This window comes from Arthrobacter burdickii (genome assembly GCF_030433645.1).
GTDB lineage: Bacteria > Actinomycetota > Actinomycetes > Actinomycetales > Micrococcaceae > Arthrobacter_D > Arthrobacter_D burdickii.
This window is the reverse complement of the sequence record NZ_JAROCG010000001.1, coordinates 1,672,980-1,695,410: the sequence shown is the minus strand read 5'-3', so window position 1 is coordinate 1,695,410 and position 22,431 is coordinate 1,672,980. Positions and strand designations below refer to the sequence as shown.

At 68.6% G+C, this 22,431-nt stretch carries 21 protein-coding genes; 12 read left to right on the top strand and 9 right to left on the bottom strand.

The window, feature by feature from the left end:
• Positions 1 to 56: 56 nt before the first annotated feature.
• The 3 genes from P5G52_RS07950 to glmS are packed head-to-tail and all read right to left on the bottom strand — an operon-like array spanning position 57 to position 4,021.
• Entirely contained in the window at positions 57 to 1,610 is a 1,554-nt protein-coding gene (locus P5G52_RS07950; RefSeq protein WP_301226275.1) for a bifunctional ADP-dependent NAD(P)H-hydrate dehydratase/NAD(P)H-hydrate epimerase, read from the bottom strand.
• Between the two features lie 44 nt (positions 1,611 to 1,654).
• Positions 1,655 to 2,026: a holo-ACP synthase gene (locus P5G52_RS07945; RefSeq protein ID WP_301226273.1), complete on the bottom strand. Its 372-nt coding sequence runs from the start codon at positions 2,024 to 2,026 to the stop codon at positions 1,655 to 1,657.
• Between the two features lie 54 nt (positions 2,027 to 2,080).
• Positions 2,081 to 4,021, bottom strand: a complete 1,941-nt coding sequence (gene glmS, locus P5G52_RS07940) for a glutamine--fructose-6-phosphate transaminase (isomerizing) (RefSeq protein WP_301226271.1) — start codon at positions 4,019 to 4,021, stop codon at positions 2,081 to 2,083.
• Positions 4,022 to 4,082: 61 nt separating this feature from the next.
• Here glmS and coaA point away from each other — a divergent pair, with 61 nt between their 5' ends.
• Positions 4,083 to 5,060: a type I pantothenate kinase gene (gene coaA, locus P5G52_RS07935; protein WP_301226269.1), complete on the top strand. Its 978-nt coding sequence runs from the start codon at positions 4,083 to 4,085 to the stop codon at positions 5,058 to 5,060.
• A 2-nt stretch (positions 5,061 to 5,062) separates the two neighbouring features.
• Entirely contained in the window at positions 5,063 to 5,881 is an 819-nt protein-coding gene (locus tag P5G52_RS07930; RefSeq protein ID WP_301226267.1) for a D-alanyl-D-alanine carboxypeptidase family protein, read from the top strand.
• 59 nt (positions 5,882 to 5,940) lie between these two features.
• Here the strand turns inward: P5G52_RS07930 and P5G52_RS07925 are convergent, their stop codons facing one another.
• The 3 genes from P5G52_RS07925 to P5G52_RS07915 all read right to left on the bottom strand — a co-directional run bounded on the left by P5G52_RS07925 (position 5,941) and on the right by P5G52_RS07915 (position 8,726).
• A complete protein-coding gene (locus tag P5G52_RS07925) occupies positions 5,941 to 6,675 on the bottom strand; it encodes an SDR family NAD(P)-dependent oxidoreductase (protein WP_301226265.1) in 735 nt (244 codons plus the stop codon).
• Positions 6,676 to 6,835: 160 nt separating this feature from the next.
• Positions 6,836 to 7,201, bottom strand: a complete 366-nt coding sequence (locus tag P5G52_RS07920) for a VOC family protein (protein WP_301226263.1) — start codon at positions 7,199 to 7,201, stop codon at positions 6,836 to 6,838.
• A gap of 109 nt (positions 7,202 to 7,310) precedes the next feature.
• Complete coding sequence (locus tag P5G52_RS07915; protein WP_301226261.1) at positions 7,311 to 8,726, bottom strand: amino acid permease; 1,416 nt, start codon at positions 8,724 to 8,726, stop codon at positions 7,311 to 7,313.
• A 193-nt stretch (positions 8,727 to 8,919) separates the two neighbouring features.
• Here P5G52_RS07915 and P5G52_RS07910 point away from each other — a divergent pair, with 193 nt between their 5' ends.
• The 4 genes from P5G52_RS07910 to sigJ all read left to right on the top strand — a co-directional run bounded on the left by P5G52_RS07910 (position 8,920) and on the right by sigJ (position 12,588).
• Positions 8,920 to 9,288, top strand: a complete 369-nt coding sequence (locus P5G52_RS07910) for a hypothetical protein (protein ID WP_301226259.1) — start codon at positions 8,920 to 8,922, stop codon at positions 9,286 to 9,288.
• A gap of 128 nt (positions 9,289 to 9,416) precedes the next feature.
• A complete protein-coding gene (locus tag P5G52_RS07905) occupies positions 9,417 to 10,496 on the top strand; it encodes a phosphotransferase family protein (RefSeq protein WP_301226257.1) in 1,080 nt (359 codons plus the stop codon).
• Between the two features lie 74 nt (positions 10,497 to 10,570).
• On the top strand, positions 10,571 to 11,707 hold the full coding sequence (locus P5G52_RS07900) for an FAD-dependent oxidoreductase (RefSeq protein ID WP_301226255.1): 1,137 nt from the start codon (positions 10,571 to 10,573) through the stop codon (positions 11,705 to 11,707).
• A gap of 14 nt (positions 11,708 to 11,721) precedes the next feature.
• Positions 11,722 to 12,588 carry an RNA polymerase sigma factor SigJ gene (gene sigJ / locus P5G52_RS07895; protein WP_301228710.1) on the top strand — a complete coding sequence of 289 codons (867 nt, stop codon included), beginning with the start codon at positions 11,722 to 11,724 and terminating at the stop codon, positions 12,586 to 12,588.
• Positions 12,589 to 12,593: 5 nt separating this feature from the next.
• Here sigJ and P5G52_RS07890 read toward each other — a convergent pair whose 3' ends face one another.
• Together P5G52_RS07890 and P5G52_RS07885 are read right to left on the bottom strand one after the other, a co-directional pair.
• Positions 12,594 to 13,964, bottom strand: a complete 1,371-nt coding sequence (locus P5G52_RS07890; protein ID WP_301226253.1) for a TrkH family potassium uptake protein — start codon at positions 13,962 to 13,964, stop codon at positions 12,594 to 12,596.
• Between the two features lie 134 nt (positions 13,965 to 14,098).
• The gene (locus tag P5G52_RS07885; protein WP_435868656.1) at positions 14,099 to 16,081 is read right to left on the bottom strand and encodes an APC family permease; all 1,983 of its coding nucleotides are present in this window, start codon (positions 16,079 to 16,081) and stop codon (positions 14,099 to 14,101) included.
• A 260-nt stretch (positions 16,082 to 16,341) separates the two neighbouring features.
• Between P5G52_RS07885 and P5G52_RS07880 the strand changes: the two genes are divergently transcribed.
• The 5 genes from P5G52_RS07880 (at position 16,342) to P5G52_RS07860 (ending at position 20,424) form a co-directional block, all read left to right on the top strand.
• Positions 16,342 to 17,340, top strand: coding sequence for a TIGR03885 family FMN-dependent LLM class oxidoreductase (locus P5G52_RS07880; protein ID WP_301226249.1), 999 nt, complete (start codon positions 16,342 to 16,344; stop codon positions 17,338 to 17,340).
• 253 nt (positions 17,341 to 17,593) lie between these two features.
• Positions 17,594 to 18,058 carry a DUF4383 domain-containing protein gene (locus P5G52_RS07875; protein WP_301226248.1) on the top strand — a complete coding sequence of 155 codons (465 nt, stop codon included), beginning with the start codon at positions 17,594 to 17,596 and terminating at the stop codon, positions 18,056 to 18,058.
• A 124-nt stretch (positions 18,059 to 18,182) separates the two neighbouring features.
• Positions 18,183 to 19,073 carry a diacylglycerol/lipid kinase family protein gene (locus tag P5G52_RS07870; RefSeq protein WP_301226246.1) on the top strand — a complete coding sequence of 297 codons (891 nt, stop codon included), beginning with the start codon at positions 18,183 to 18,185 and terminating at the stop codon, positions 19,071 to 19,073.
• Between the two features lie 228 nt (positions 19,074 to 19,301).
• A complete protein-coding gene (locus P5G52_RS07865) occupies positions 19,302 to 20,051 on the top strand; it encodes an alpha/beta fold hydrolase (RefSeq protein WP_301226244.1) in 750 nt (249 codons plus the stop codon).
• A 130-nt stretch (positions 20,052 to 20,181) separates the two neighbouring features.
• Positions 20,182 to 20,424, top strand: coding sequence for a hypothetical protein (locus tag P5G52_RS07860; RefSeq protein WP_301226242.1), 243 nt, complete (start codon positions 20,182 to 20,184; stop codon positions 20,422 to 20,424).
• Positions 20,425 to 20,487: 63 nt separating this feature from the next.
• On the opposite strand, the gene P5G52_RS07855 is transcribed toward P5G52_RS07860, so the two are convergent.
• Entirely contained in the window at positions 20,488 to 20,688 is a 201-nt protein-coding gene (locus P5G52_RS07855; RefSeq protein ID WP_301226240.1) for a hypothetical protein, read from the bottom strand.
• Between the two features lie 331 nt (positions 20,689 to 21,019).
• Between P5G52_RS07855 and P5G52_RS07850 the strand changes: the two genes are divergently transcribed.
• The gene (locus P5G52_RS07850) at positions 21,020 to 22,429 is read left to right on the top strand and encodes an MFS transporter (RefSeq protein ID WP_301226238.1); all 1,410 of its coding nucleotides are present in this window, start codon (positions 21,020 to 21,022) and stop codon (positions 22,427 to 22,429) included.
• Positions 22,430 to 22,431: the final 2 nt, after the last annotated feature.

The following is a 22,431-nucleotide window of genomic DNA, read 5'->3' as shown; positions in this document are numbered from 1 at the left end:
CGACCGCTTGCTCCATACATAGCGCATTCATCTGTCGGTGCGGTTAACTGCGTGCCTCACATCGCTAGGCGACGCTCCTCGAGGAGGTCCGCGACGACCGCGCCGATGTCGGCGGGCAGGTCCGAGACGATCACCGGGCCGCGCAGTGCCGCGCGCCGGCCGGCGCTTCCGTGGATCAGCGCCCCGGCCGCGGCGACCGCTGCCCACAGGTCTTCCTGCGCGACGCCGATCCGGCCTGCTGCGCCGCCGTCCTCCGCGAGCGTCGCCGCGAGCGCGCCGACGATCCCGGAGAGGGTGTCCCCGGAGCCGGCCGTGGCAAGCCAGGGCGTCGCGTCCGCCTGCACGAACAGTGCCCCGGACGGCGCGGCGACGACGGTGGTGAACCCCTTGAGCAGCACCGTGGCGCCGGTCGTCTCGGCGGCCCGCAGCGCGAAGTGCGCGGGTTCGGCCTCGATCTCGGACCGCTCGGCGTCGAGGCCGCGTTCGGCCAGCAGCTGGCGCAGCTCCCCCGCGTGGGGCGTCAGGATGACCTGCGGGCCCACACGCTCGGGTACGGCGCCGAGCGCTCCGGCATCGACGATCGTGGGCAGGCCCGAGGCGATGGCATCGACGGCGCGTTGGCGCTGGTCGTCGTCGTCCACGGCGCCGGGCCCGACGAGCCACGCCTGTGACCGCGCATCAGCGATGGAACCGGCGGACGCCACGGCTTCCGGGTTCCGCTGGTGGATCAGGGCGGCGACGGCGTCCGGACCGAGGTAGCGGACCATGCCGACTCCGGTCGCGAGGGCCGCACCGACGGCCAGCGCGGCGGCTCCCGGGTAGCGGGCCGATCCGGCGGCCACGCCGAGGACACCGCGCGAGTACTTGTGGTCCCGGGCGCGGGGCGGGCGCAGCAGGGCGGCGGCGTCGGGCGCCAGCAGGGTCCGCGCCACGGGGACCAGGGAGGAGAAATCGAGGCCGATGTCGACGACGTTCAGCTCGCCGGCCGCCACGGCGCCCTCACCGATCAGGAGGCCGAGTTTCGCCGCGCCGAAGGTGACGGTCGCATCCGCGTGCAGGACGGGGCCCTCGACGAGGCCCGAGTCCGTGCCGATGCCGCTGGGTAGGTCGCAGGCGACCACGATCGTGGAGCGCGTTCCGCGCGGACCGGCCGCCGCGTCGAAGGCCCCGACGAAGCCTGCGGCGGCTCCGCGGAGCCCTCCGCTGGCACCGGTTCCGAGGATCCCGTCGATCAGGACGTCGGCGGCCGCCGCATGCGTGGCGAGCTCGGACGGATCGGCGTCGCCGAGCCGGACAGTGGTTCCGCCGGCCCCCACGAAGGCCTCGAGCGAGACGGTGTGCACGCGGTCGGAGGTGAGGATCGCCGTCGCCCCGACGCCCCGGCGCAGGAGCCTCTCCCCCGCGTACAGGGCGTCCGCGCCGTTGTTGCCGCTGCCGGCCAGCACGACGGCGGTGGCTCCGTAGATGCCGCGCCCGTCGGCACGCAGCAGGCCGAGGACGACGCCGAACAGCCCGTGGGCAGCCTTCTGCATCAGGGTGTTCCCCTGGCCGGCGTCGATGAGTGGTGCCTCCGCAGAGCGGATGTCACCACCGGAAAAGGCGTTGAGCATATGGTCCAGCTTAGCGGTAAGCGGGCCGATGATCAGTACGGTTACTATTTCTTGACGGCCGGAGCGCGGCCTTCCGCTACGACCATGGCTGTGGCAAGACCCCCGTCGTGGCTGATGGAGAGGTGCCAGGTCTCGACGCCCCGGGCCCGTGCGGCGTCGGCCACGGTGCCGTCGATGACCACCGACGGTGCACCGGCCTCGTCGACGGCGATGGTGCAGTGCTGCCAGTTCATGCCCACCGGCGCGCCGAGGGCCTTGGCGATGGCTTCCTTGGCGGCGAAGCGGGCAGCCAGGGACCGGGTGTTGAGCCCGCGTTCGGACGGCACGAAGAGCCGCTCGACGAGGGCCGGGGTCCGCTCGAGCTGCTGGCGGAAGCGTTCGATGTCCACGACGTCGACGCCGATACCGACGATCATGCGGCGCACCGACGGAGTGCCGCCGCGGAGAACCGCGGCGGCACCGGGACCGGACTACTCAACCGTGACCGACTTCGCCAGGTTGCGCGGCTGGTCGACGTCGTAGCCCTTGGCGCTGGCCAGGGCGAGCGCGAAGATCTGCAGCGGGACCGTGGTGAGCAGCGGTGCGAGGAGCGTCGGGGACGCCGGCACGTAGAAGACATGCTCGGAGTAGGCCTCGACCGAGGTGTCGCCCTGCTCCGCGATGACGATCGTGACGGCGCCGCGTGCGCGGATCTCCTGGACGTTCGAGACCACCTTGGCATGCAGGGAGTCCCGAGCGCGCGGGGACGGCATGACCACCACGACGGGCTGGCCCTCCTCGATGAGCGCGATCGGACCGTGCTTGAGCTCACCGGCGGCGAAGCCCTCGGCATGGATGTAGGCGAGCTCCTTGAGCTTGAGGGCGCCCTCCATGGCCACGGGGAAGCCGACGTGCCGGCCGAGGAAGAGCACCGATTTCGCGTTCGCCATGTCCGCGCCGAGCTGCTTGATCTTATCGGCGTCGTCGAGGATGGCCTGGATCTTGACGGGGATCTCCGAGAGGTCCGCGAGCACGTCCGCGATCTCGTCACGGAACTTGTTGCCGCGCAGCTGGGCGAGGTACAGGCCCAGCAGGTAGGCCGCGGTGATCTGCGCGAGGAACGCCTTGGTCGAGGCGACGGCGATCTCTGGGCCGGCGTGCGTGTAGAGCACGGCGTCCGATTCGCGGGGGATCGTGGAGCCGTTGGTGTTGCAGATGGCCACGACCTTGGCGCCCTGCTCGCGGGCGTACCGGACGGCCATGAGCGTGTCCATGGTCTCGCCGGACTGCGAGATGGCGACCACCAGGGTCTTCTCGTTCACGATCGGGTCGCGGTAGCGGAACTCGTGCGAGAGCTCCACCTCGGTGGGGATGCGGCACCAGTGCTCGATGGCGTATTTCGCCACCTGGCCGGCGTACGCGGAGGTACCGCAGGCGAGCACCACGATCTTGTCGACGGAGCGCAGGATCGACTCGTCGATGCGCAGTTCGTCGAGCACGAGCCTGCCCGAGACGTCGGACCGTCCGAGGAGCGTCTGGCCGACGGCGTCCGGCTGGTCGTGGATCTCCTTCTCCATGAAGGACTCGAAGCCGCCCTTCTCGGCAGCGGCTGCGTCCCAGCTGACGTGGAACTCCGTGCCCTCGGCGGGTGCGCCGAAGAAGTCGGTGATGGTGACGTCGTCGGGCGTGATGGTGACGATCTGGTCCTGGCCGAGCTCGACGGCGCGGCGCGTGAAGTCGATGAAGCCCGAGACGTCGGAGCCGAGGAAGTTCTCGCCGTCGCCGAGTCCGACGACGAGCGGGGAGTTGCGGCGCCCGGCGACGACGGTGCCCGGCTGGTCCTGGTGGATGGCCAGCAGGGTGAAGGCACCGTGGAGGCGCTGGCAGGCCTGCTGCAGGGCCAGGGTCAGGAGGTCGCCCTGGGCGCCGCTCTCGACGAGTCCGCGGTAGAGGTAACCCACGAGCCCGGCGGCGACCTCGGTGTCCGTGTCCGAGACAAAGGTCAGGCCCTCCCCCGTGAGTTCGGCCTTGAGCTCGGCGTAGTTCTCGATGATCCCGTTGTGGATCAGTGCGAGCTTCCCTCCGTCGGCCAGGTGGGGGTGCGCGTTCTGGTCGGTGGGTCCACCGTGCGTCGCCCACCGCGTGTGCCCGATACCGGTCAGCGAGCGGGGCAGCGGGTCGGCGGCCAGCTCCTCCACGAGGTTTGTCAGCTTGCCCGCCTTCTTACGGGACTCGATGCCGTCGGCGGTGATGACCGCCACGCCCGCGGAGTCGTACCCGCGGTACTCGAGGCGCCGGAGGCCCTCCATGACGACGTCGAGCGCTCCGTGCTGCCCATCGGCCGGCTCCTGGCCGAACGCCGGGGCGACAGAGTCCAGCACCGATGATCCCTGGCCGTGGTCCCGGCCTACGTATCCCACAATTCCACACATGGCATCAAGCCTACCGGTGGCTGTGTTTGTTAATGCGCAGGGCACCGGGCAGAATCGACGGGTGAGTGAGAGAAGCACGGGTACGCAGCAGGCCACCAGTGCCGAATCCATCACACCCTTCGTCGAGCTGGACCGCCAGATGTGGTCGCGCCTGTCCAACGAGATCGAGAGCCCGCTCAACGTCGAGGACGTGCAGCGCCTGCAGGGCCTCGGGGACACGCTGAACCTCGACGAGGTGCGCGAGGTGTACCTTCCCCTCTCCCGCCTGCTGAACCTCTACACCGCCGCGGCCGGGCAACTCCACGCGGCCACCAACACGTTCCTCGGGGAGACGACCACCAGGACGCCCTTCGTGATCGGCGTCGCCGGATCCGTGGCGGTAGGCAAGTCGACGACGGCGAGGGTGCTCCGCGAACTGCTGCGGCGCTGGCCCGACACCCCGGATGTGGAACTCATCACCACCGACGGCTTCCTGTACCCCAACGCCGAGCTCGAGCGGCGCGGACTCATGCAGCGCAAGGGCTTCCCGGAGTCCTACGACCGGCGTCGCCTGCTCCGTTTCGTCAGCGAGATCAAGAGCGGGGCGGCCGAGGTGCGCGCCCCCTGGTACTCGCACCTCACGTACGACATCGTCCCCGGCCGGGAAGTGGTGGTCCGGCGGCCCGACGTCCTGATCGTCGAGGGCCTCAACGTCCTCGCGCCCGCACGTCCACGGCCCGACGGCATCACCGGCCTCGCGCTCAGCGACTTCTTCGACTTCTCCATCTACGTCGACGCGAAGACCTCCCATATCGAGCAGTGGTACATCGACCGCTTCCAGTCCCTGCGGTCCAGCGCCTTCGCCGACCCGGAGTCCTACTTCCACCGGTACGCGAACCTCACGGACGAGGAAGCCCGCCAGACCGCCCAGGGCATCTGGGAGCGCATCAACGAACCCAACCTCGTGGCCAACGTGCTGCCCACGCGCGGCCGCGCGCAGCTCGTCCTGACCAAGGACGCCGACCACTCCGTCCGCCGCATGCTCCTGCGAAAAACCTGACCGTGCGCGTCGTGCCGTGCGCGGTCCTGGTGCTCCTGGCCCTCGGGCTCCCGGCCTGCTCCGCGCCCGGCCCTGCAGGAACTGCCGCCTCCGCTGCGGCGACGCAGGACCCCTCCCCTACCGGCTCTCCGGCCCCCGCCGGTGACCTTCCCGCGCCGGCCCAGCGGGAGCCCGCGCCCGTGAGCACGGAGAGCGCCGAGGCATCGGCCCGCCCCTCGTCCCCTCCCCCGGATCTGCACTCCGATCCGGGCGCCGTCGACGTCGTCGTGAACAAACGGCGTCCCCTCGTACCGCTGGACTACGCTCCCACCGGGCTGCGCCTGCCCGAGGTGGCCACCGCCGGCGACACGCTCCTGCGCTCCGACACCGCCGTCGCCGTGGAGGAGATGTTCGCGGCGGCGGAGGACGACGGCGTCGGCCTGGTCCTCCTCAGCGGCTACCGTTCCTTCGCCGACCAGGAATCGACGTACGCCCACTGGGTGGATGAGTACGGGGACGCGGCGGCGGCGGACACCGTGTCCGCTCGGCCGGGCTACTCGGAGCACCAGACGGGGCTCGCGTTCGACATCGGCCAGGCGGACGGCGCGTGCTCGCTCGTCCTGTGCTTCCGCGATACCGCCGCCGCCCGGTGGACGGCAGAGCACGCGGCGGACTTCGGGTTCCTCCTGCGCTACCCGCTGGGATTCCACGGGATCACCGGCTTCTCGGCCGAGTCCTGGCACTTCCGCTACGTCGGCAGGGACGTGTCCCTCGTGATGAAAGCTGCCGGGACCCGGACGCTCGAGGAGCACCTCGGCCTCCCGGCGGCTCCGTCCTACTGACGGCACGCCTGGCCCGGAGGCTCCGGAGGTATCGGGTCTTCTCCGGAATCGGGCCCTGGTCAGAGCCCGGGGGCCAGGGGCACGCCCGTCTCCTCCGCCAGGGCCTGCAGGAGCCGGTCCTGGAACGCGACGTCGTGCACCGCCGAGTGTGGCTCGCGCCGTCGGCGGTGGTACCAGTACCCACCGCTCGTGAGGGCGTCAGGATCGTCTCCCGTCGCGAGCCATACCTGGGTCTGGTGGCCGAGCTCGAGGTCGTCGGGGGCGTTGGGTCCGCCCATCCTGGTCGGGACCCAGCCGGGATCCACTGCATTGCTGAGCAGTCGGGGCTGCAGACGGGCGAGCGCGACGGCGAGCGTCGTCACGAAGAGCTTGCTGTCCCCGTAGGAGCCCGGCGCGCCACCGCGCCAGTCCACTCCCTCGAGCGACGCGCGCCCGCCGTAGTGGGAGCCGCTGCTCAGGTAGACGTGGCGCCGCGGGCCCCGGAGCAGCGCGGTCAGGAGGTAGGGCGCGATGACGTTGACTGGGAAGACCGCCCGCCCGCTCCAGACGCCTGCATTGTGGATCACCGCGTCCAGCGGCTCCGCCCCGTCCAGTTCCGCCGCGATGCGCAGCACTGCATCCCGGTCCTCGAAATCCCCCAGCACGAGGCCCGCCCCTCGGCGGGTGAGGTTCTCGAGGGCGGCCGCCCGGTCCGAGTTGCGGGCGTGCACCACGACGTCGTGCCCGTTCCCGAGCAGCGTCTCTGCTGCTGCCAGCCCGAGCCCGTCGGCGGAGCCGGTGACCAGGATCCTCATGCTCGTACCGCCTTTCGAGTTCCTGACGCACTCTTCATCGGAGCTGCTCCCTCCCAGAGATGGACCACCCGCGACCCGTGCGACCGCCGGCGATCAGCCTAGGGTCCCGCGTGCCGACGGCGCGCCGCAAGACCGAACGAAATCCGCGGAGCCGGTCCACCTAGCTTCCGGCAGGGGCTTCCCTGGGTCCCAGGATGCAGAACTCGTTGCCTTCCGGGTCCGCGAGCACGGTCCACGGCTGCGGACCTTGGCCGATGTCGACGGCACGAGCGCCCAATGCCAGCATGCGTTCCACCTCGAGCGCCGGGTTGTCCGGGCGGAAGTCGAGGTGCAGCCGGTTCTTGACGGTCCTGGGGTCCGACACCGGCACGAACACCAGCCCCGGCAGCCGATCCGGTGAGGGGCGGATCTCGAACTCGTCATCCGACTCGAAGGTCACCACCCAGCCGAGCGCGGCGGCCCACCAGCGTCCGAGCTCACCCGGCTGCGCCGCGTCGATGACCAGCTGTTCCCATTCGAGACTCATGGCATCACTCTAGTGAGCGAGACCAGAGATTCCGTGCTGCTCCCGCTAGCAGGTCAGACCGTGGACCCGGTGCGCCGGCGGGACGCTGGGCGCCCCGCCGCAGTCCCCGTCAGGCGCCGCGGCGGGCTTCCTCCGGTGCAGTCGGAGCGGCGGCGCCGGACCGTCCCGGGGTCTTCTCGCCGTGCGAGTGGTACCGCCACAGGCCGATGCCGACGACGACAGCGGCCAGAGCCAGCGAGAGCAGGAGTGACTCCCGGGTCGTGTCCAGGATGAGCATGCCGATCAGCAGGGCGACGATGCTGACGATGGCCACCCAGGTCAGGTACGGGAAGAGCCACATTCTCAACGGGAGGGCCTGGGCGGACGCGCCCATCCTGCGGCGGAGGATCAGTTGCGAGGCGGCGATCACGAGCCACACGAACAGGGCGATGGCTCCCGAGGTGTTGACCAGGAAGAGGAAGACCGTGTCCGGGGCGATGTAGTTCAGGCCGACGGTGATGAAGCCGACGACCGTGGAGGCCAGCACTGCCGCGGCCGGGACGCCCCGCTTCGAGATGCGCATCCAGGCGCCCGGGGCGTCGCCCCGGTGGGAGAGCGAGAACAGCATGCGGCTGGCCGTGTAGAGGCCGGAGTTGAGGCAGGACAGCACGGAGGTCAGCACGACGATGTCCATGATGGTGCCGGCGCCCGGGATTCCGAAGAGCTCGATCACGGCGACATACGGGCTCTTGGCCACGGAGGCCGAGTTCCAGGGCAGCAGGGTGACCACGATGGCGATGGACCCGATGTAGAAGACCAGGATGCGCCAGACGGTGGATTTCACGGCCTTCTTGACCGCGTCGACGGGGTTCTCCGATTCACCGGCCGCGATCGTCGCGATTTCGGCGCCGAAGAAGGAGAAGACGACCACCAGGATGCCTGCCAGCACCGCGCCCGGCCCGTTGGGCATAAAGCCGCCGTTGCCGACCAGATTGTCCAGCCCAGGGGCAGGAACGCCGGGGATGAGCCCCAGGATCGCCGCAAGGCCGAACAGCAGGAACAGCACGATGGCGGTGACCTTGATGGAAGCGAACCAGAACTCGAACTCCCCGAAGGACTTCACGGAACCGAGGTTGGTGAGGGTGAGGAGGACCATCAGGAGCAGCGCCCAGACCCACTGGTCGATGCCCGGCACCCAGCGGTGCATGATGGCGGCGCCGGCCGTCGCCTCGATGCCGAGGACGATGATCCAGAACCAGGCGTAGAGCCAACCGATGCTGAACCCCGCCCAGCGTCCCAGCGCCTTGTCTGCGTACGTGGAGAAGGAACCGGTCTCCGGGTTGGCTGCTGCCATCTCGCCGAGCATGCGCATGACGAGGATGACCACCAGTCCTGCGGCGAGGTAGGCGACCAGGATCCCCGGACCTGCCTGCTGGATCGCGGCACCGGATCCGACGAAGAGTCCGGCGCCGATCACGCCGGCGATGGCGATCATTGACAGGTGCCGCGGTTTCAGGGATTTCGACAGCTGGTGCTCAGCAGGCATGGAAGGGCCGTTCTTCGGAGGGTGGTCGGACCGGCTGCAGCGGAAGTCGCGGTGCTGCGGGCGACAGGACGTTCTACCCTAAACCGCCGGCCACGGGATGGAAAAACGATCCAGGGAACCCGGACGCGCCGATGGGGCTCGCGTGGGCAGGCCCTCGTAGACTGGTCCCCACACCATCCCGAGGAGTTTCGTCGTGCCCTATCGCAGTAAGGACCTACTTCAGCAGTGGGTACGTGAGTTCGCCGCGACCGGCGCGACGTCGAAGAGCGTCATCGAGGTACTCCGGCACGACGGCGGAGCAGGTGCTGATACGGGCCTGGTGGTGATGCGGATGACCGACCTGCCGTCGGACGTCTACCTTCACCCCGTCGCTCCTGGTAACCCTAGGTGGGAAGTCAACTTCGGACCGCGCGAGCGGGACCTCACAATGAGCGCGGGGAAACTACGCGACCTTGCGAAGGAGCTGACCGAAGCGGCAGCGCTGTGCGAGTTCTTCGAACAGAAGTCGGCACAGCACGCCTCGCAATCGGGGCGGACCGCGGTGCCGACTCAGACGCAGTAGACCTGCCGCACCGGACCTGCCAGGACACGGTCTCCTGCGGCGGAATCACACCGCCTGGCCGGCGTCGTCCTTGTCCTCCTCCGGCATCGGACGGACACTGGGGTGTGCAGAACGTCGAGGTTTCTGCTGTGACCCTGGAACGGGTCGCCGCGTCAGCGATGCAGGCTGATCAGCCGGTGCAGGTACTGGACCACGAGTTCGAACCGTTCGGGCTGTCCCCTGCCAACATGACGACCGGTGGACTGTGGCGGCTGCGGGGCACAGCTGCCGACAGCCGGGGCTTCCATGCATTCCACGCCGTGCTGAAAGTGATCTCCACTCCCCTCCGGTGGTCCGGCATCGATGCTGTTCCCCCGGAGATGAGGGCCGACCTCGTTGCCCAGATGCCCTGGCGCACCGAGGCGGACGTCTACGAGAGCACCTTGAAGAGCTTCCTTCCTCCGGGACTACGGATCCCCGACCTCTACTTCGTCGAACATCTCGATGAGGAGAGCGCCGGCATCTGGATGGAAGACGTCCAGGAGGATCCCGCGCCGGCGTGGGATGCCGGGCGCTACGCGCACATGGCCTATCTCCTCGGGCGGCTGGCAGGTGTGCCGGGGGCTCCGATGGGAGTCCGGCGCGACCTGGCGGACTTCGTGGCGGGCCCCGGTGAGCATGTTTTCATCCCCATGCTCCGTTCGGGGATGCTGCACTCCCTCCCCGTGTACGACGGCGTGATCGATGAGCACCTCGAGCGGGACCTGCTCGCCTTCGTGGAGCAGATCCCCCTTCTTCTGGCAGAACTGGCGACGTTGCCGATGGCACGGGCCCACGGCGACGCCTGCCCCCAGAACCTCCTGCAGACCGGCTCCGGAGCGGTCGCCCTCGACTGGGGTAGCTTCGGCGCGATGACGGCGGGGTACGACCTCGGCCAGCTGCTCGCGGGACGGGTCAATGACGGGCTGATGGACGGCGCGATGCTCCCCCTGCTCGCTCCTGCCTGCGTGGAGGCCTACGGGCAGGGACTGAGAGCGGAAGGCGCCCCGCTCTCCCCGGCCCTTGTGCGGCGGGGCTTCGCGATCTCCATGGCGATCCAGAGCGGGCTGTCCGCCCTGTTCCCCCCGCAGCTGGACGAACCCATCACGGACGAGCTCCGCGATCTCGTGCACGCCCGGGCCGGCATGGCGCGCTTCCTCATCGACGAACTCAGCGCCTCCGCACTGTGACACCAGGCGGACGTGTCACAGAACTCCTGCGGGCGGTGTCTTGATGATGTCGATGAATTCCGAAGGAGTGTGTGATGTCTGGAACGGTGCGTGTAGTGGTGGTCGGTGGCGGATACGCCGGAGTGATGGCGGCGAACCGGGCTGCGGGAGGCACGCCTGGTACGGCTCCTGTCGAGGTGGTCCTGCTCGATCCGGGGACGCAGTTCACCGAGCGGATCCGGCTGCACCAGGTCGGCGCGGGGGGCCGGAATACGGCAGGGGTGGACTGGGCGGAGGTACTGCACCCGCAGGTGCGTCGGATGCAGGCCCGGGCGCTGAGCATCGACTCCGGGAACCGGCGGATCCGGGGCGACCATGGGTCCGTCCGTTTCGACTGGCTGGTCTATGCCGTCGGCAGCGGGGAACAGCCCACGGCCCTGTTGTCGGTGACGAATCGGGCAGCAGCAGGATCGACACGGGAAGCGATCGCCGGACTGGCTCCCGGCTCGGCGGTGACGGTGGCCGGGGCCGGTCCGACCGGAGTGGAGGTGGCGAGCGCGCTGGCGGTGGCGCGCCCCGACCTGCTCATCACGATCGTTGCGCCATCGGGTCTGGCTCACCCAGTTACCGGGCGGCACGCCGTGGCCCGCCGCCTGCAGCACCTCAAGATCTCCGTCGAGGAAGGGGTAGTGGATCCGGTCACCGGGACGATCACGTCCGGCGGACATTCCCGTCCTTCGGCCGCGGCGACGATCTGGACGGCTGGGCTCGCTGTGCCGTCCCTGGCCTCGGACAGCGGACTTCCCGTGGACGGGGACGGCCGGCTCCTGGTGGACGCGACCCTCACCGTGCCGGGGCACGAACGCATCATCGGTGCCGGTGACGCGGTGTGTGTCACCGGAGCCGCCGGGGCACACCTCCGCGCCTCGTGTGCGGCGGCCATCCCGATGGGGGCCCACGCCGCTGACACCGTGCTCGCCCGCCTGTCCGGCGTCGCGCCGTCGGCCATCGACATCGGCTATCTCGCGCAGTGCCTCGATCTGGGCGCCGGGCGAGGACACCTGCAGCTCGTGCACCCCGACGACGCACCCCGGGTCGTGGCACTGTCCGGACGGAGTGCGGGGTGGGCCAAGGAGCAGATCTGCCGGATGACCGTGGCGTGGCTAGCCAGGGAGGCCCGCAGGCCGGGATCCTTCAGAGGGCCGACAGGCCCGGCGGTGCCCGTAGGCTGATGCCTGTGGCACCCATGACGGAGCAGGACGAGTTGTTCGCCGCCCACCGCTCGATGGTCTTCGCCATCGCCTACGAGATCCTCGGCACCCGTGCCGACGCCGACGACGTCGTCCAGGACACCTACCTGCGCTGGGCGGGGGTGGACCTGGGCCAGGTCCGCACTCCCCGGTCCTACCTCGCGGCCATCGCCACCCGCACCGCGCTCAACGCGGTGCGGACGGTGGCCCGCCGCCGGGAGGACTATCCGGGGCCCTGGTTACCGGAGCCCCTGGTGGCGGAGGGAGACACCCCGGAGCAGCACCTCCTGATGCAGGAGCAGCTCAGTTACGCCCTGTCGGTGCTGCTGCAGCAGACCACGCCGGAGCAACGCGCCGTGTTTCTGCTCCACGACGTCTTCGGGTTGCCCTACCAGGCCATCGCCGAGGCGGTCGGCAGGAATGCGGCGGCGGTCCGGCAGATCGCCGTCCGCGCCCGGACGCGGCTCACCGCCGTCGACCGCACGGCGATGGGCGCCGAGAGCACCGCCGTGGCCCTCAGCGCGTTCCTGGACGCGCTGGCCACCGGAGATCTCCAGGCCCTGATGGATGTGCTGGCCCCCGACGCGGTCCTGCTGTCCGACGGCGGGGGCAAGGTCGTCGCTGCCCGCAAGCCCATCCTGGGAGCAGAGGCCATCGCGGCGTTCCTGCTGAAGATCGCCCGCACTCCCGTGCCGCGGATGCGCGTGGACATCGGTCCGCTCAACGGTGGCCCGGGAATCCTCATCCGCTCAGGGGAGGAACTCGAACTGACCCTCGCTGTGGCCCTGGATCACCAGCACAGGATCACCGGCGTCTACCTCGTACGCAATCCGGACAAGCTGCGCCAATCATTGGCCGGATAGTCGTCCTACCCGATGATCGGGCGTTCCTCCGGGAGTCGGTAGAAATGGGGACGGGTGGAGAGGGCAAGTGCGGAGGCCACAGCGACGGTACCGATGCGTCCGGTGAACATCAGTGCCATGAGGACCCATTGGGCGGATGGGGGCAGTCCGTAGGTGATCCCCGTGCTCATGCCGACGGTTGCGAAGGCGGAGACCGACTCGAAGAGTACTTTCTCCAGGCTGTGGTCGGTGACCATGAGCAGCAGCATCGTGCCGCTGATGACGGCGGCGATTCCGAGCAGCGCCACGGAGAGCGCCTGGCGCTGGGAGGACGAACTGATGGACCGGTGGGCGATGGTGACCTGGTCGCGGCCCCGGACTTCATTCCAGATGGCGAAGCCCAGCACCAGGAAGGTGGTGATCTTGATGCCGCCGGCGGTGCCCGCGCTTCCGCCACCGATGAACATGAGGATGTCGGTGACCATGAGCGTCTCGGGCGCCGCGGCGCCGTAGTCGATGCTGTTGAATCCCGCCGTCCGAGGGAACACACTGCCGGCGAAGGAGCCCAGGAGCTTGCCGGTGACGGAGAGGTGCCCGAGGGTTTCGTCCCGATTCCATTCGAAGGCCGCGAACAGAATCATCCCGGCGGCCAGGAGCAGGAGCGATCCGTAGATGGTCAGGCGGAGGTGGACCGTCCAGTTCCTGGGCCTCACGTTCCCGCGGGTGAGCTGAATGATGACAGGGAAGCCCAGCCCTCCGGCGATGATCGCCAGGCAGATCGGGGTGATGATCCACGGATCGTCGGCGAAGCCGATGAGGTTGTCGCTGTAGAGGGAGAAGCCGGCGTTGTTGAATGCCGATACGGAGTGGAAGACGCCGTGCCAGATCGCCGTCAGGGGATTCCGGTCGTAGGCGATCCAGAAACGCGCCGCCAGGATGACGGCCGTGACCCCTTCGAAGCCCACCATGATCCTGGCCACCCGGAGGAGCACGGCCCGGACGTCACCGAAATTCAGGGTGTGCGTTTCCGACTGGGCGACGAGCTGTCCGCGGAGTCCGATGCTCCTGCGGACCAGCAACGCGAGGAGGGTGGCAAGGGTCATGATCCCGAATCCGCCTGCCTGGATGAGGCCGAGGATGATGGCCTGGCCCAGGGGGGTCCAGTACGTGGCGGTGTCCACCGTGATGAGTCCTGTTACGCAGACGGCGGACACGGAGGTGAAGATCGGGGGCATGAGGCCCTCGGGTCCCGAACCGGTCCGTGATGCCGGCAGCATCAGCAGGAGCGCGCCCACGATGATGACCAGCAGGAAGGCCACCGGCACCGCCCTGACCGGGTGGGAGATGAGCCGCCCGACGAGGCCGACTTCCCTCCGGAATTCCTTGTTCCTCAGCATCTTCCGCACGGCAGCGATGCCCGGGACTTCGGGGCCCGGCCTGGACCCTTCGCTCGGTCCTGGGTCGGCGCGCGGGACCCGGTCCGGGGTCGGGATCGGGCCTGTTCCCGATAGCGGGCGTCCGGTTGTCCTGCTCATCCGACGTGGATGCCCGGGCGACGCTCCGGGTCGGGTTCGTTCTCACGGATGATCTCGCGCACTACTGGCGCGGTGTCACCTCGGCCCAGGAGCAGGTAGCGCATGAGGTGGGCCAGGGGGTTGCCTTCCGACCAGTCGAAATAGGCGTGGGGCTTCGCCCCCGTGGCGTCCCGCAGTGCCAGGAGGATGGCCGCGATGGCGTTCGGCGCTGCGGGGCTCTGGGCGCGCAGGACCCGGTGGCCGTCGACCTCGACGCCCTGGACGTACAGGACCTCGCTGAATCCGGAGGGATCGGTGACGTCGATCTCCAGGAAGATCACGTCGGCACTGCCCGGCACCGGGTTGTTCTCACGCTGGGCTGCTTCCTTGCCGGCGTATTCCGCTGCGTCGCGCGCCTCCGGCCGGTTCGCGATGAGATTCAGCCGCCCGTCGAACTCGAGCGAGTCCTCGATGAATCGGCGCGCGTCGTCGTCGAAGTCGATCCTGTCGACGCGCAGCTCGGTGGTGCGGCTCACCCTCGACACCAGCGACACGACGATGATCCCCAGGATGAAGAAGGCGGAGATGGTGATGCCGTCGGGCTTCTCGATGACGTTCGCTGCCAGGGCGTAGAGCATGACCAGCGTCAGCGCGGAGAATCCGACGGCCGCGCCGCGTTGCTTCTTCCTGATGGCCGAGATGGTGACCGCGATGGCCCCGGAGACCATCATGGCAAGGACTCCGGTGGCATAGGCGCCGGCCTGGGCATTGACGTCCGCGTCGAAGCCGATGGTGATCAGGATGCTGATCGCCGTGTAGACGAGCACCACCGGCCGGATGGCGCGCGACCAGTCCGGGGCCATGCCGTAGGAGGGCAGGTACCGGGGAACGATGTTGATCAGCCCTGCCATCGCGGAGGCGCCGGCGAACCACAGGATCAGGATGCTGCTGATGTCGTAGATCGAACCGAAGCCGTTACCGAGGTGTTCATGGGCCAGGTACGCGAGGGCGCGACCGTTCGCTTCACCGCCGTCCTGGAAGGCCTCGGCGGGGATCAGCACGGTGGTGACGAAACTGCTACCGATCAGGTACACGCTCATGATCAGCGCCGCCACGGTGAGCAGTTTCCGGGTGTTGCGGATCCTTCCGCGCAGTTTCTCCTCCGGCGTCGTCCCCTCGGCCGCGACCAGAGGCATCATGCTCACCCCGGTCTCGAATCCTGAGAGCCCCAGGACCAGTAGCGGGAAGGCGACCAGGGCGGGGCCGACGACGCTCCCCACACCTCCTCCGCCGGACGTCAGTGCCTCGGTCCATGTCGACAGGGCGCCCGGCGTGGAGAGGATCTCGACCAGTCCCGCGCCGATGATGACGGCGTTCAGGGCCAGGAACACGGCCACGAGGGGAATGGCCACGGCCACCGCCTCGGAGAAGCCGAGCAGGAACACACCCCCCAGGATCAGGAGCATGACGACGGTGATGGGTACCGCGTGACCTTCCAGGAAGGGCGGCAAGTAGGGATTCTCGAGCAGGTGCACGGTGGCGTCCGCTGCAGAGAGGGTGATGGTGATGATCCACGACGTCGCAACGAAGCCGAGAAGGACCAGGACGAAGACCTTGCCCCGCCAGAACGGCAGCAACCGCTCCAGCATCGCTACCGACCCCTGTCCCCGGGGACTTTCCTCCGCCACCCGGCGATACATCGGAAGCATGCCCAGGAGCGTCAGTGCGACGATCAGCAGGGTGGCCAGTGGCGACAGGGCGCCGGCGGCCAGGGCAGCGATACCGGGCAGGTAGGACAGGGTGGAGAAGTAGTCGACTCCGGTGAGACACATGACCTTCCACCAGCTCTGCTGGGCGCCGTGGTCTTCCGCAGCCACAGGGCCGACCGGATGATTCACCCGGTGCTTGAGCAACCACCGCGCCAACGGCCTGCCGGGCTCCGCCTCCCGTGCGGGATTGGGAACAGTGGCAGGAAGGGAGGGGTGGGCGGAAGCCGACAAGGACGCGTCTTTCTGTTCTTCCGGACCCGGGGTGCCCGGCTCCGCATCAGAGGCTGGTAACACCCGGAGCGTAGCAACGGGGGCGGCTCATGCCGTCGATCATGATGCTTCCTTAACGGCCGCTGCCGACTGACGGTCACCCGCTCATAGCAGCTGTCCGCGCGGGAGCGGATTCGTCGGTGACCCTTGTCCTCGACGGCCGTCCTGCGGAAGCTGGGATGACGACACCCGCCCGTTCGACCAGTGAAGAGGTACTTCCCGTGACAGAGCTCGGCTTCCACTGTTCGCATGAACAACTCGGACCTCGGCAACTCCTCGACAACGTGAAGAAGGCGGAGGACGCCGGCTTCACCGCCGCGATGTGCTCGGATCACCTGAGCCCGTGGAGTGAGCGCCAGGGCGAGTCGGGCTTCGCCTGGACGTGGCTGGGGTCCGCGCTCGAGGCCACGTCGCTCTCGCTCGGGGTTGTGACCGCGCCGGGCCAGAGGTACCACCCGGTCATCACCGCGCAGGCGATCGCCACCGTGGAGTCGATGTACCCCGGCAGGTTCTGGGCGGCGTTGGGCAGCGGGGAGGCGATGAACGAGCACGTCACAGGCCAGAGGTGGCCTTCCAAACCGGAACGCAAAGCGCGCCTCGCAGAGTGCATCGACATCATCCGGGCGCTCCTGGCCGGGGAGGAGGTCAGCCACCAGGGCCTGGTCACGGTCGACAGGGCTCGGGTCTGGTCGCTCCCCGACACTCCGCCGCCCCTCATCGGAGCGGCAGTCACCCGGGAAACCGCCGCCTGGGTGGCCTCCTGGGCCGACGGTCTCGCGACCATCCTGCAGCCGATGGACGAGCTGCGAAAGGTCATCGATGCGTACCGGGACGCTGGGGGCCGCGGCGACGTCGTCATCCAGACCCAGGTGAGCGTGGCACCCAGCCGCGAGGAGGCTCTGTCCATCGCCCACGACCAGTGGCGGACGAATGTCTTCCCACCGCCCCTGTGCTGGGACCTCGAGACCGCCGAGCACTACGACCAGGCAGCCGAGCACGTCACCCCCGCTGCCGTGGCCGAGTCCGTCTTCGTCACCGACGATCCCGGCCAACTCGCCGATCTCCTCGCGGCGATCTCGGAGCAGGGTGCGGACCGGATCTACCTGCACAACGTCGGCAAGGAGCAGGATTTCTTCCTTACAGCGATGGCGGAGCAGGTCATGCCACAACTGGGCCTCCCCCGGCGACACGCACCGCACGACGTCGTAGCGGGCTCCTGACCAGCTCCGGTCGGGCACCGGCCGGCCCGATACCCGACCCCTGATCCGGGGCGGCGCCCGGCAGAACCCATAACATTACGCGGCACGCCATGGCACGCCCCGCACACAAAACGAAGCTAGCTTAGTAGTGTGGAGGTGATGCACCGGCCACCCCTCAGGACGGCCGGCGCATCGGTCTCACCCATCCTTCGACGACTGCACCACGAACATCATCAGTCGCAGCAGCACCACTCACTCAACTGGGAGAACAATCATGACCACAGCAAGTACGCCCCGAGCGGGCACCCGCACCAACGTCCAGAAAGCGGCCCTCGCCGTCGGCGCAGTCTTCCTGCTCGTCGGTCTCCTCGGCTTCGTCCCGGGCATCACCAGCCAGTACGACCAGCTCAGCTTCGCCGGGCACGAGTCCGGCGCCATGCTCCTCGGCCTGTTCCAGATCTCGGTCCTGCACAACATCGTGCACCTGCTCTTCGGTGCTGCCGGTATCGCCATGTCCCGCACCATCAGCGGAGCACGTTCCTACCTCCTGTACGGGGGGATCATCTACCTCGTCCTCTGGATCTACGGCCTGGTCATCGACCAGAACTCGGACGGCAACTTCGTGCCCCTCAACGGAGCGGACAACTGGCTCCACTTCCTCCTCGGCGTCGGCATGGTCGCCCTGGCCCTGCTCCTGACCCGCAACCGCGACCACAACCGCAAGGCCGCGCACGCCTGACCGGTCCTGAATTCCAGCGCGACAGCGCACCAATGAGGCTCCGGAACATCCGTTCCGGAGCCTCATCCGTCTGCGAGCCCGCGTCGGGTGTCGAAACGAAGACGGCTTACTATACGGTTTGTCCATGACCTCACCGCGCCGGTTCGACACCATCACGATCATCTTCAATCCGAACAGCACGGGAGACGCCCCGACGCTCGCTGCCGGGCTCCGCGACGAACTCGTGCCGGCACTGCCGGAGTCGGAGGTGAGACTGCAGCCCACCGAACACGCGGGGCATGCGATCGACCTCGCCCGGGAAGCTGCTGCGGCAGGCAACGCCCTGGTCGTCTCGGTCAGTGGGGACGGCGGGTACAACGAAGTGGTCAACGGTGTGATGGCCAGCGGCCGGGACGACGTCGTCTGCGCAGTGCTCGCCGCCGGCAACGCGAACGACCACCGCCGCGTGACGGGACGCAAGCCGCTGGCCGAGGCCATCGTCGAGGGCCGGGTACGCCGGATCGACGTGCTGCGCCTGAGCATGGACGAGCCGGGATCCCCACCGGTCCATGCCCATTCGTACATCGGCTTCGGGCTCACGCCGGTCATGGCGATCGATCTGGAGAAAGGGAGCAAGGGCGCCATCAAGGAGATGTTCTCCGTGGCACGCACCTTCCGGAAGTTCAAGCCTTTCGAGATCCGCCAGACTGATGGAAAACACCGGAAGTTCGACAGCCTGATTTTCGCGAACATCTCCCAGATGGCGAAGTACGCGACCTTGAGCGAAGCCGACGAGCAACCGAACGACGGCAAATTCGAGGTCGTCATCTTCCCGCATGCGGCCAAGTGGCGGATTCTGCTGACGGCCCTGCGGGCCGCGACGAAGGGGCTGGGCGACCAGCCCAGCTACTCGCAGTACCGGTTCTCGACCCTCAAACCCATGCCGTACCAGATCGACGGTGAAGTGAAATCCGTGGAAGCGAATACCGCCATCACCATTGAAAGCGTCCCGCGCGGCCTGTCGACCCTCGGTTGATCATCAACCCTCGCCAGGTTCCGCCAGCACGCCCCCTCATGTGCACGTCCAGGCCTCCGGCCTGCCCAACCCCGACAGGAAACTGATCCGCCCGTGGCCCTCCGATCCGCCAGGTACCTTCCGCCTGCCCTCCTACCCCGTGGGACGGAGGCGACGGCGAGCAGCCGGACGATCGAGGGTGACGGGGGGCTGTACCGGTTGCACCGGCACAGCAGATCGGGAGATGCCGTGCCAGGACCGGTGTTCGTGCTGGTGCACGGCATCGGGATGTCGCACCGCTACTTCGACCGCTTGCAGGCGGAGCTGCTCGATCACGGCGATGTCGCGGTCTTCGATCTTCCTGGTTTCGGTGGCACTCCCCGTCCCTCGCGCCGCTTCGGTGTGGCGGACTACGCGCACCTGATGGGGCAGGCCCTCGAGCAGGCCCAGTTGTCGTCATGTGTCCTCGTGGGGCATTCGATGGGTGCGCAGTTCGTCACCGAGCTGGCGCTGCAACGCCCCGATCTCGTCTCCGCGGTCGTCCTCATCGGTCCGGTCACCGATACGGCTCATCCCTCCGCCGTCCGTCATGCCGCGGCTCTGGCACTGGACAGCCTTCTGGAGAGGCCCTCGACCAACTTGCTGGTCACCGGTGCGTACCTTCGGTGCGGCATCCGGTGGTACCTGACCGAGCTGCCCGTGATGCTCGGCTATCGCCTCGATGATCAGCTTGCCCGGGTGGTCCAGCCCGTCCTGATACTCCGCGGAACCATCGACGCGATCGCCGGCCGGGCCTGGTGCCGGCGGCTCGGCCGAGCAGCCCGCCGCGCGATGGTGGTGGAGGTACCCGGCCAACCGCACGGCGCGCATCGCGGCGCTGCGCCTCTGGTCGCCCGGGAGATCGTGCAGTTCCTCGGCCGCTACTCCTCCGGCACAGTTCCGGAGGACCTCCGGCACGGTGCTGGAGGGGTAACGCCGGAGACGGAACTCCTGGGATGAGGACGGCCACGACCGGCCACACGCACAGCGCGGCCGGGACGGCAAGGACTGTCGGCTGCTTCAGCACGGCCCTTGCACCTACCCTCGCTCATGCAGAATGGAGCACTGGGACGCGTGCTAGGAGGAGCCTGTGAGCTTTGAAGACCTTGATCGGGTGGTAGCTGCAGCACGGAAGGACACCGCTGCCGTGCACGATGATCTGTCCGCCAGTATCGACCCGCCGGAGGAGCTCCAGAGCGCAGTGGCATCGGCGATCAGCAACGGCGAGTCCCTGGCCGCAGTCGCGGCCATCGCCGACCTGTCGCCCCTGGCGGCGCTGGACGTGCTGGAGAGGCACAGCCCCCAGGCGACCCCGGCCTCATCGATCAGCTGACCCGACCGGCTGATCTGCCCCGCTGAACTCCCCGGCTGACCCGGTGCGGCGCGTGCGCCGGTGTCAGGTCTCGAGCATGTCCCGCATGTCGAGTTCCTCGTTGACTTCCTCGAGCCGGAATTCGGTCTCGGCATGCGCTTCGCCGTCGGTCGCGTACTCGAAGTCCAGCTCACGGTGGACCTTGCTGTTCAACACCTCGACCTGCTCCGTCGGCAGCGAGCCGACGTCGGGGAATGCCTCGTGGGGCGCGATCCTGCTGTTCATAACCATCCATTTCCCACTGGGTCGACGAAAGCTCCATGCCGGGCTTCCGCTGTCAACAGCGGCAGGAACGGGAGCGCCGCCACTGATTGTAGGCATACCGGAAGACGCCCATCGGCCGCGGGGCGGGTCATCCCGTGAAGCTTGAACCAATCTTGAGCGACCGTGCGCACCGACGGCGACCTGCGGGAGCCGGGTCCGCCGAAGTTCTCACAGCGGCCCGGGCCCTTGGATAGGTGAACGTCACGGAGCGTTTACGCAGCACGCAAGGGCCGGAAATGCGCGCTCACTAGCGTCAGGGGAAAGCAGGAACACCCATCCCCTGGAGGACTCCGTGAGCATTGACGAAGCATCATCGCCCCTGGCCGCCCCGCCGGCAGCTCCGGCGAGCGCGCCACCGCTGGGGCACCGCAGCGGCCGCTGGATCGACAACTGGGACGCCGAGGACACCGCGCAGTGGAACAGCGTCGGCAAGTCCATCGCCAGGCGGAACCTCCAGTGGTCCATCGGCTGCGAATTCCTCGGCTTCGTGGTCTGGCAGCTCTGGTCGATCGTCGTCGTGTACCTGCCCGCGGCGGGCTTCACCTTCTCGACGTCGCAGATCTTCTGGCTGATCTCCATGCCGTCCCTCGTCGGAGCCACCCTGCGCATCCCCTACACCTTCATGGTGCCGAGGTTCGGTGGCAGGAACTGGACCATCATCTCGGCCCTCCTGCTGCTGATCCCGACGGTCGGGCTCGCGCTCTGCGTCGCGAACCCGGAGACCCCGTTCGGCGTGATGCTCGCCGTCGCGGCGCTCGCCGGCTTCGGCGGTGGCAACTTCGCGAGCTCGATGGCGAACATAACCTTCTTCTACCCCGCCCGCGAGAAGGGCTGGGCCCTGGGCCTGAACGCCGCGGGCGGCAACCTCGGTGCGGCCGTCGCCCAGCTCGTGGTGCCCATTGCCGTCGTGCTCGGTGCCGCCGCGACCCTGAACCTGCCGCTCGCCGGCCTGCTCTGGGTGCCCCTGATCCTCGTCGCTGCCTTCGGCGCCTGGAAGTACATGGACAACCTGTCCAGCGCCAAGAGCGACCTCGCCGGTTCGCTGGCGGCCGTCCGTGAACCGCACCTGTGGATCATGGCGCTGCTCTACATCGGCACCTTCGGGTCCTTCATCGGATTCGCCGGGGTCTTCCCGAAGCTGATCGCCGATACCTTCCCCGCGTTCTCCACGATCGCCATGGGCCCGGTCACGCTGGGCCTGGCCTTCCTCGGCCCCCTGGTCGGTTCCCTCGCCCGGCCCTTCGGCGGGCGCCTCGCGGACCGGTTCGGCGGAGCACTCATCACCGTCGGGGCATTCGCCGTCATGGCGGTCATAGCGCTCGCCGTCGTCTGGACGCTCCCCCTGGCCAACTTCTGGCTCTTCCTCGGCCTGTTCCTCGTGCTCTTCGCCGCCGCCGGATCGGGAAACGGCGCCACCTACCGGATGATCCCGGTGATCTTCGCCCGGCGCGGTGCCGCCGCAGGATCGGCGGAGCTGCGCGAATCCGTCAGCACGGCCCGCAGGTCGGCGGCGGCCCTCGGCCTCATCTCGGCGGTCGGTGCCTACGGCGGCTTCCTCATCCCGCAGGTCCTCAACGCCTCGAAGGGCGCCTCCGGCAGCTACGAGGGCGCGTTCTACGGGTTCGTCTGCGGCTACGTCCTGATGCTCGCCGTCACCTGGTTCTTCTACCTCCGCCGCTCCTCGACGCTCGGCAAGGTCTGACC

Excerpts from the sequence above, each read along its gene's own strand:
- P5G52_RS07950 (WP_301226275.1), bottom strand. The coding sequence starts at position 1,610 with ATGCTCAACGCCTTTTCCGGTGGTGACATCCGCTCTGCGGAGGCACCA.
- P5G52_RS07855 (WP_301226240.1), bottom strand. The coding sequence starts at position 20,688 with ATGAACAGCAGGATCGCGCCCCACGAGGCATTCCCCGACGTCGGCTCG.
- P5G52_RS07875 (WP_301226248.1), top strand. The coding sequence starts at position 17,594 with ATGACCACAGCAAGTACGCCCCGAGCGGGCACCCGCACCAACGTCCAG.
- P5G52_RS07945 (WP_301226273.1), bottom strand. The coding sequence starts at position 2,026 with ATGATCGTCGGTATCGGCGTCGACGTCGTGGACATCGAACGCTTCCGC.
- P5G52_RS07870 (WP_301226246.1), top strand. The coding sequence starts at position 18,183 with ATGACCTCACCGCGCCGGTTCGACACCATCACGATCATCTTCAATCCG.
- sigJ (WP_301228710.1), top strand. The coding sequence starts at position 11,722 with ATGACGGAGCAGGACGAGTTGTTCGCCGCCCACCGCTCGATGGTCTTC.
- P5G52_RS07900 (WP_301226255.1), top strand. The coding sequence starts at position 10,571 with ATGTCTGGAACGGTGCGTGTAGTGGTGGTCGGTGGCGGATACGCCGGA.
- P5G52_RS07890 (WP_301226253.1), bottom strand. The coding sequence starts at position 13,964 with ATGCTGAGGAACAAGGAATTCCGGAGGGAAGTCGGCCTCGTCGGGCGG.
- glmS (WP_301226271.1), bottom strand. The coding sequence starts at position 4,021 with ATGTGTGGAATTGTGGGATACGTAGGCCGGGACCACGGCCAGGGATCA.
- P5G52_RS07920 (WP_301226263.1), bottom strand. The coding sequence starts at position 7,201 with ATGAGTCTCGAATGGGAACAGCTGGTCATCGACGCGGCGCAGCCGGGT.
- P5G52_RS07915 (WP_301226261.1), bottom strand. The coding sequence starts at position 8,726 with ATGCCTGCTGAGCACCAGCTGTCGAAATCCCTGAAACCGCGGCACCTG.
- P5G52_RS07925 (WP_301226265.1), bottom strand. The coding sequence starts at position 6,675 with ATGAGGATCCTGGTCACCGGCTCCGCCGACGGGCTCGGGCTGGCAGCA.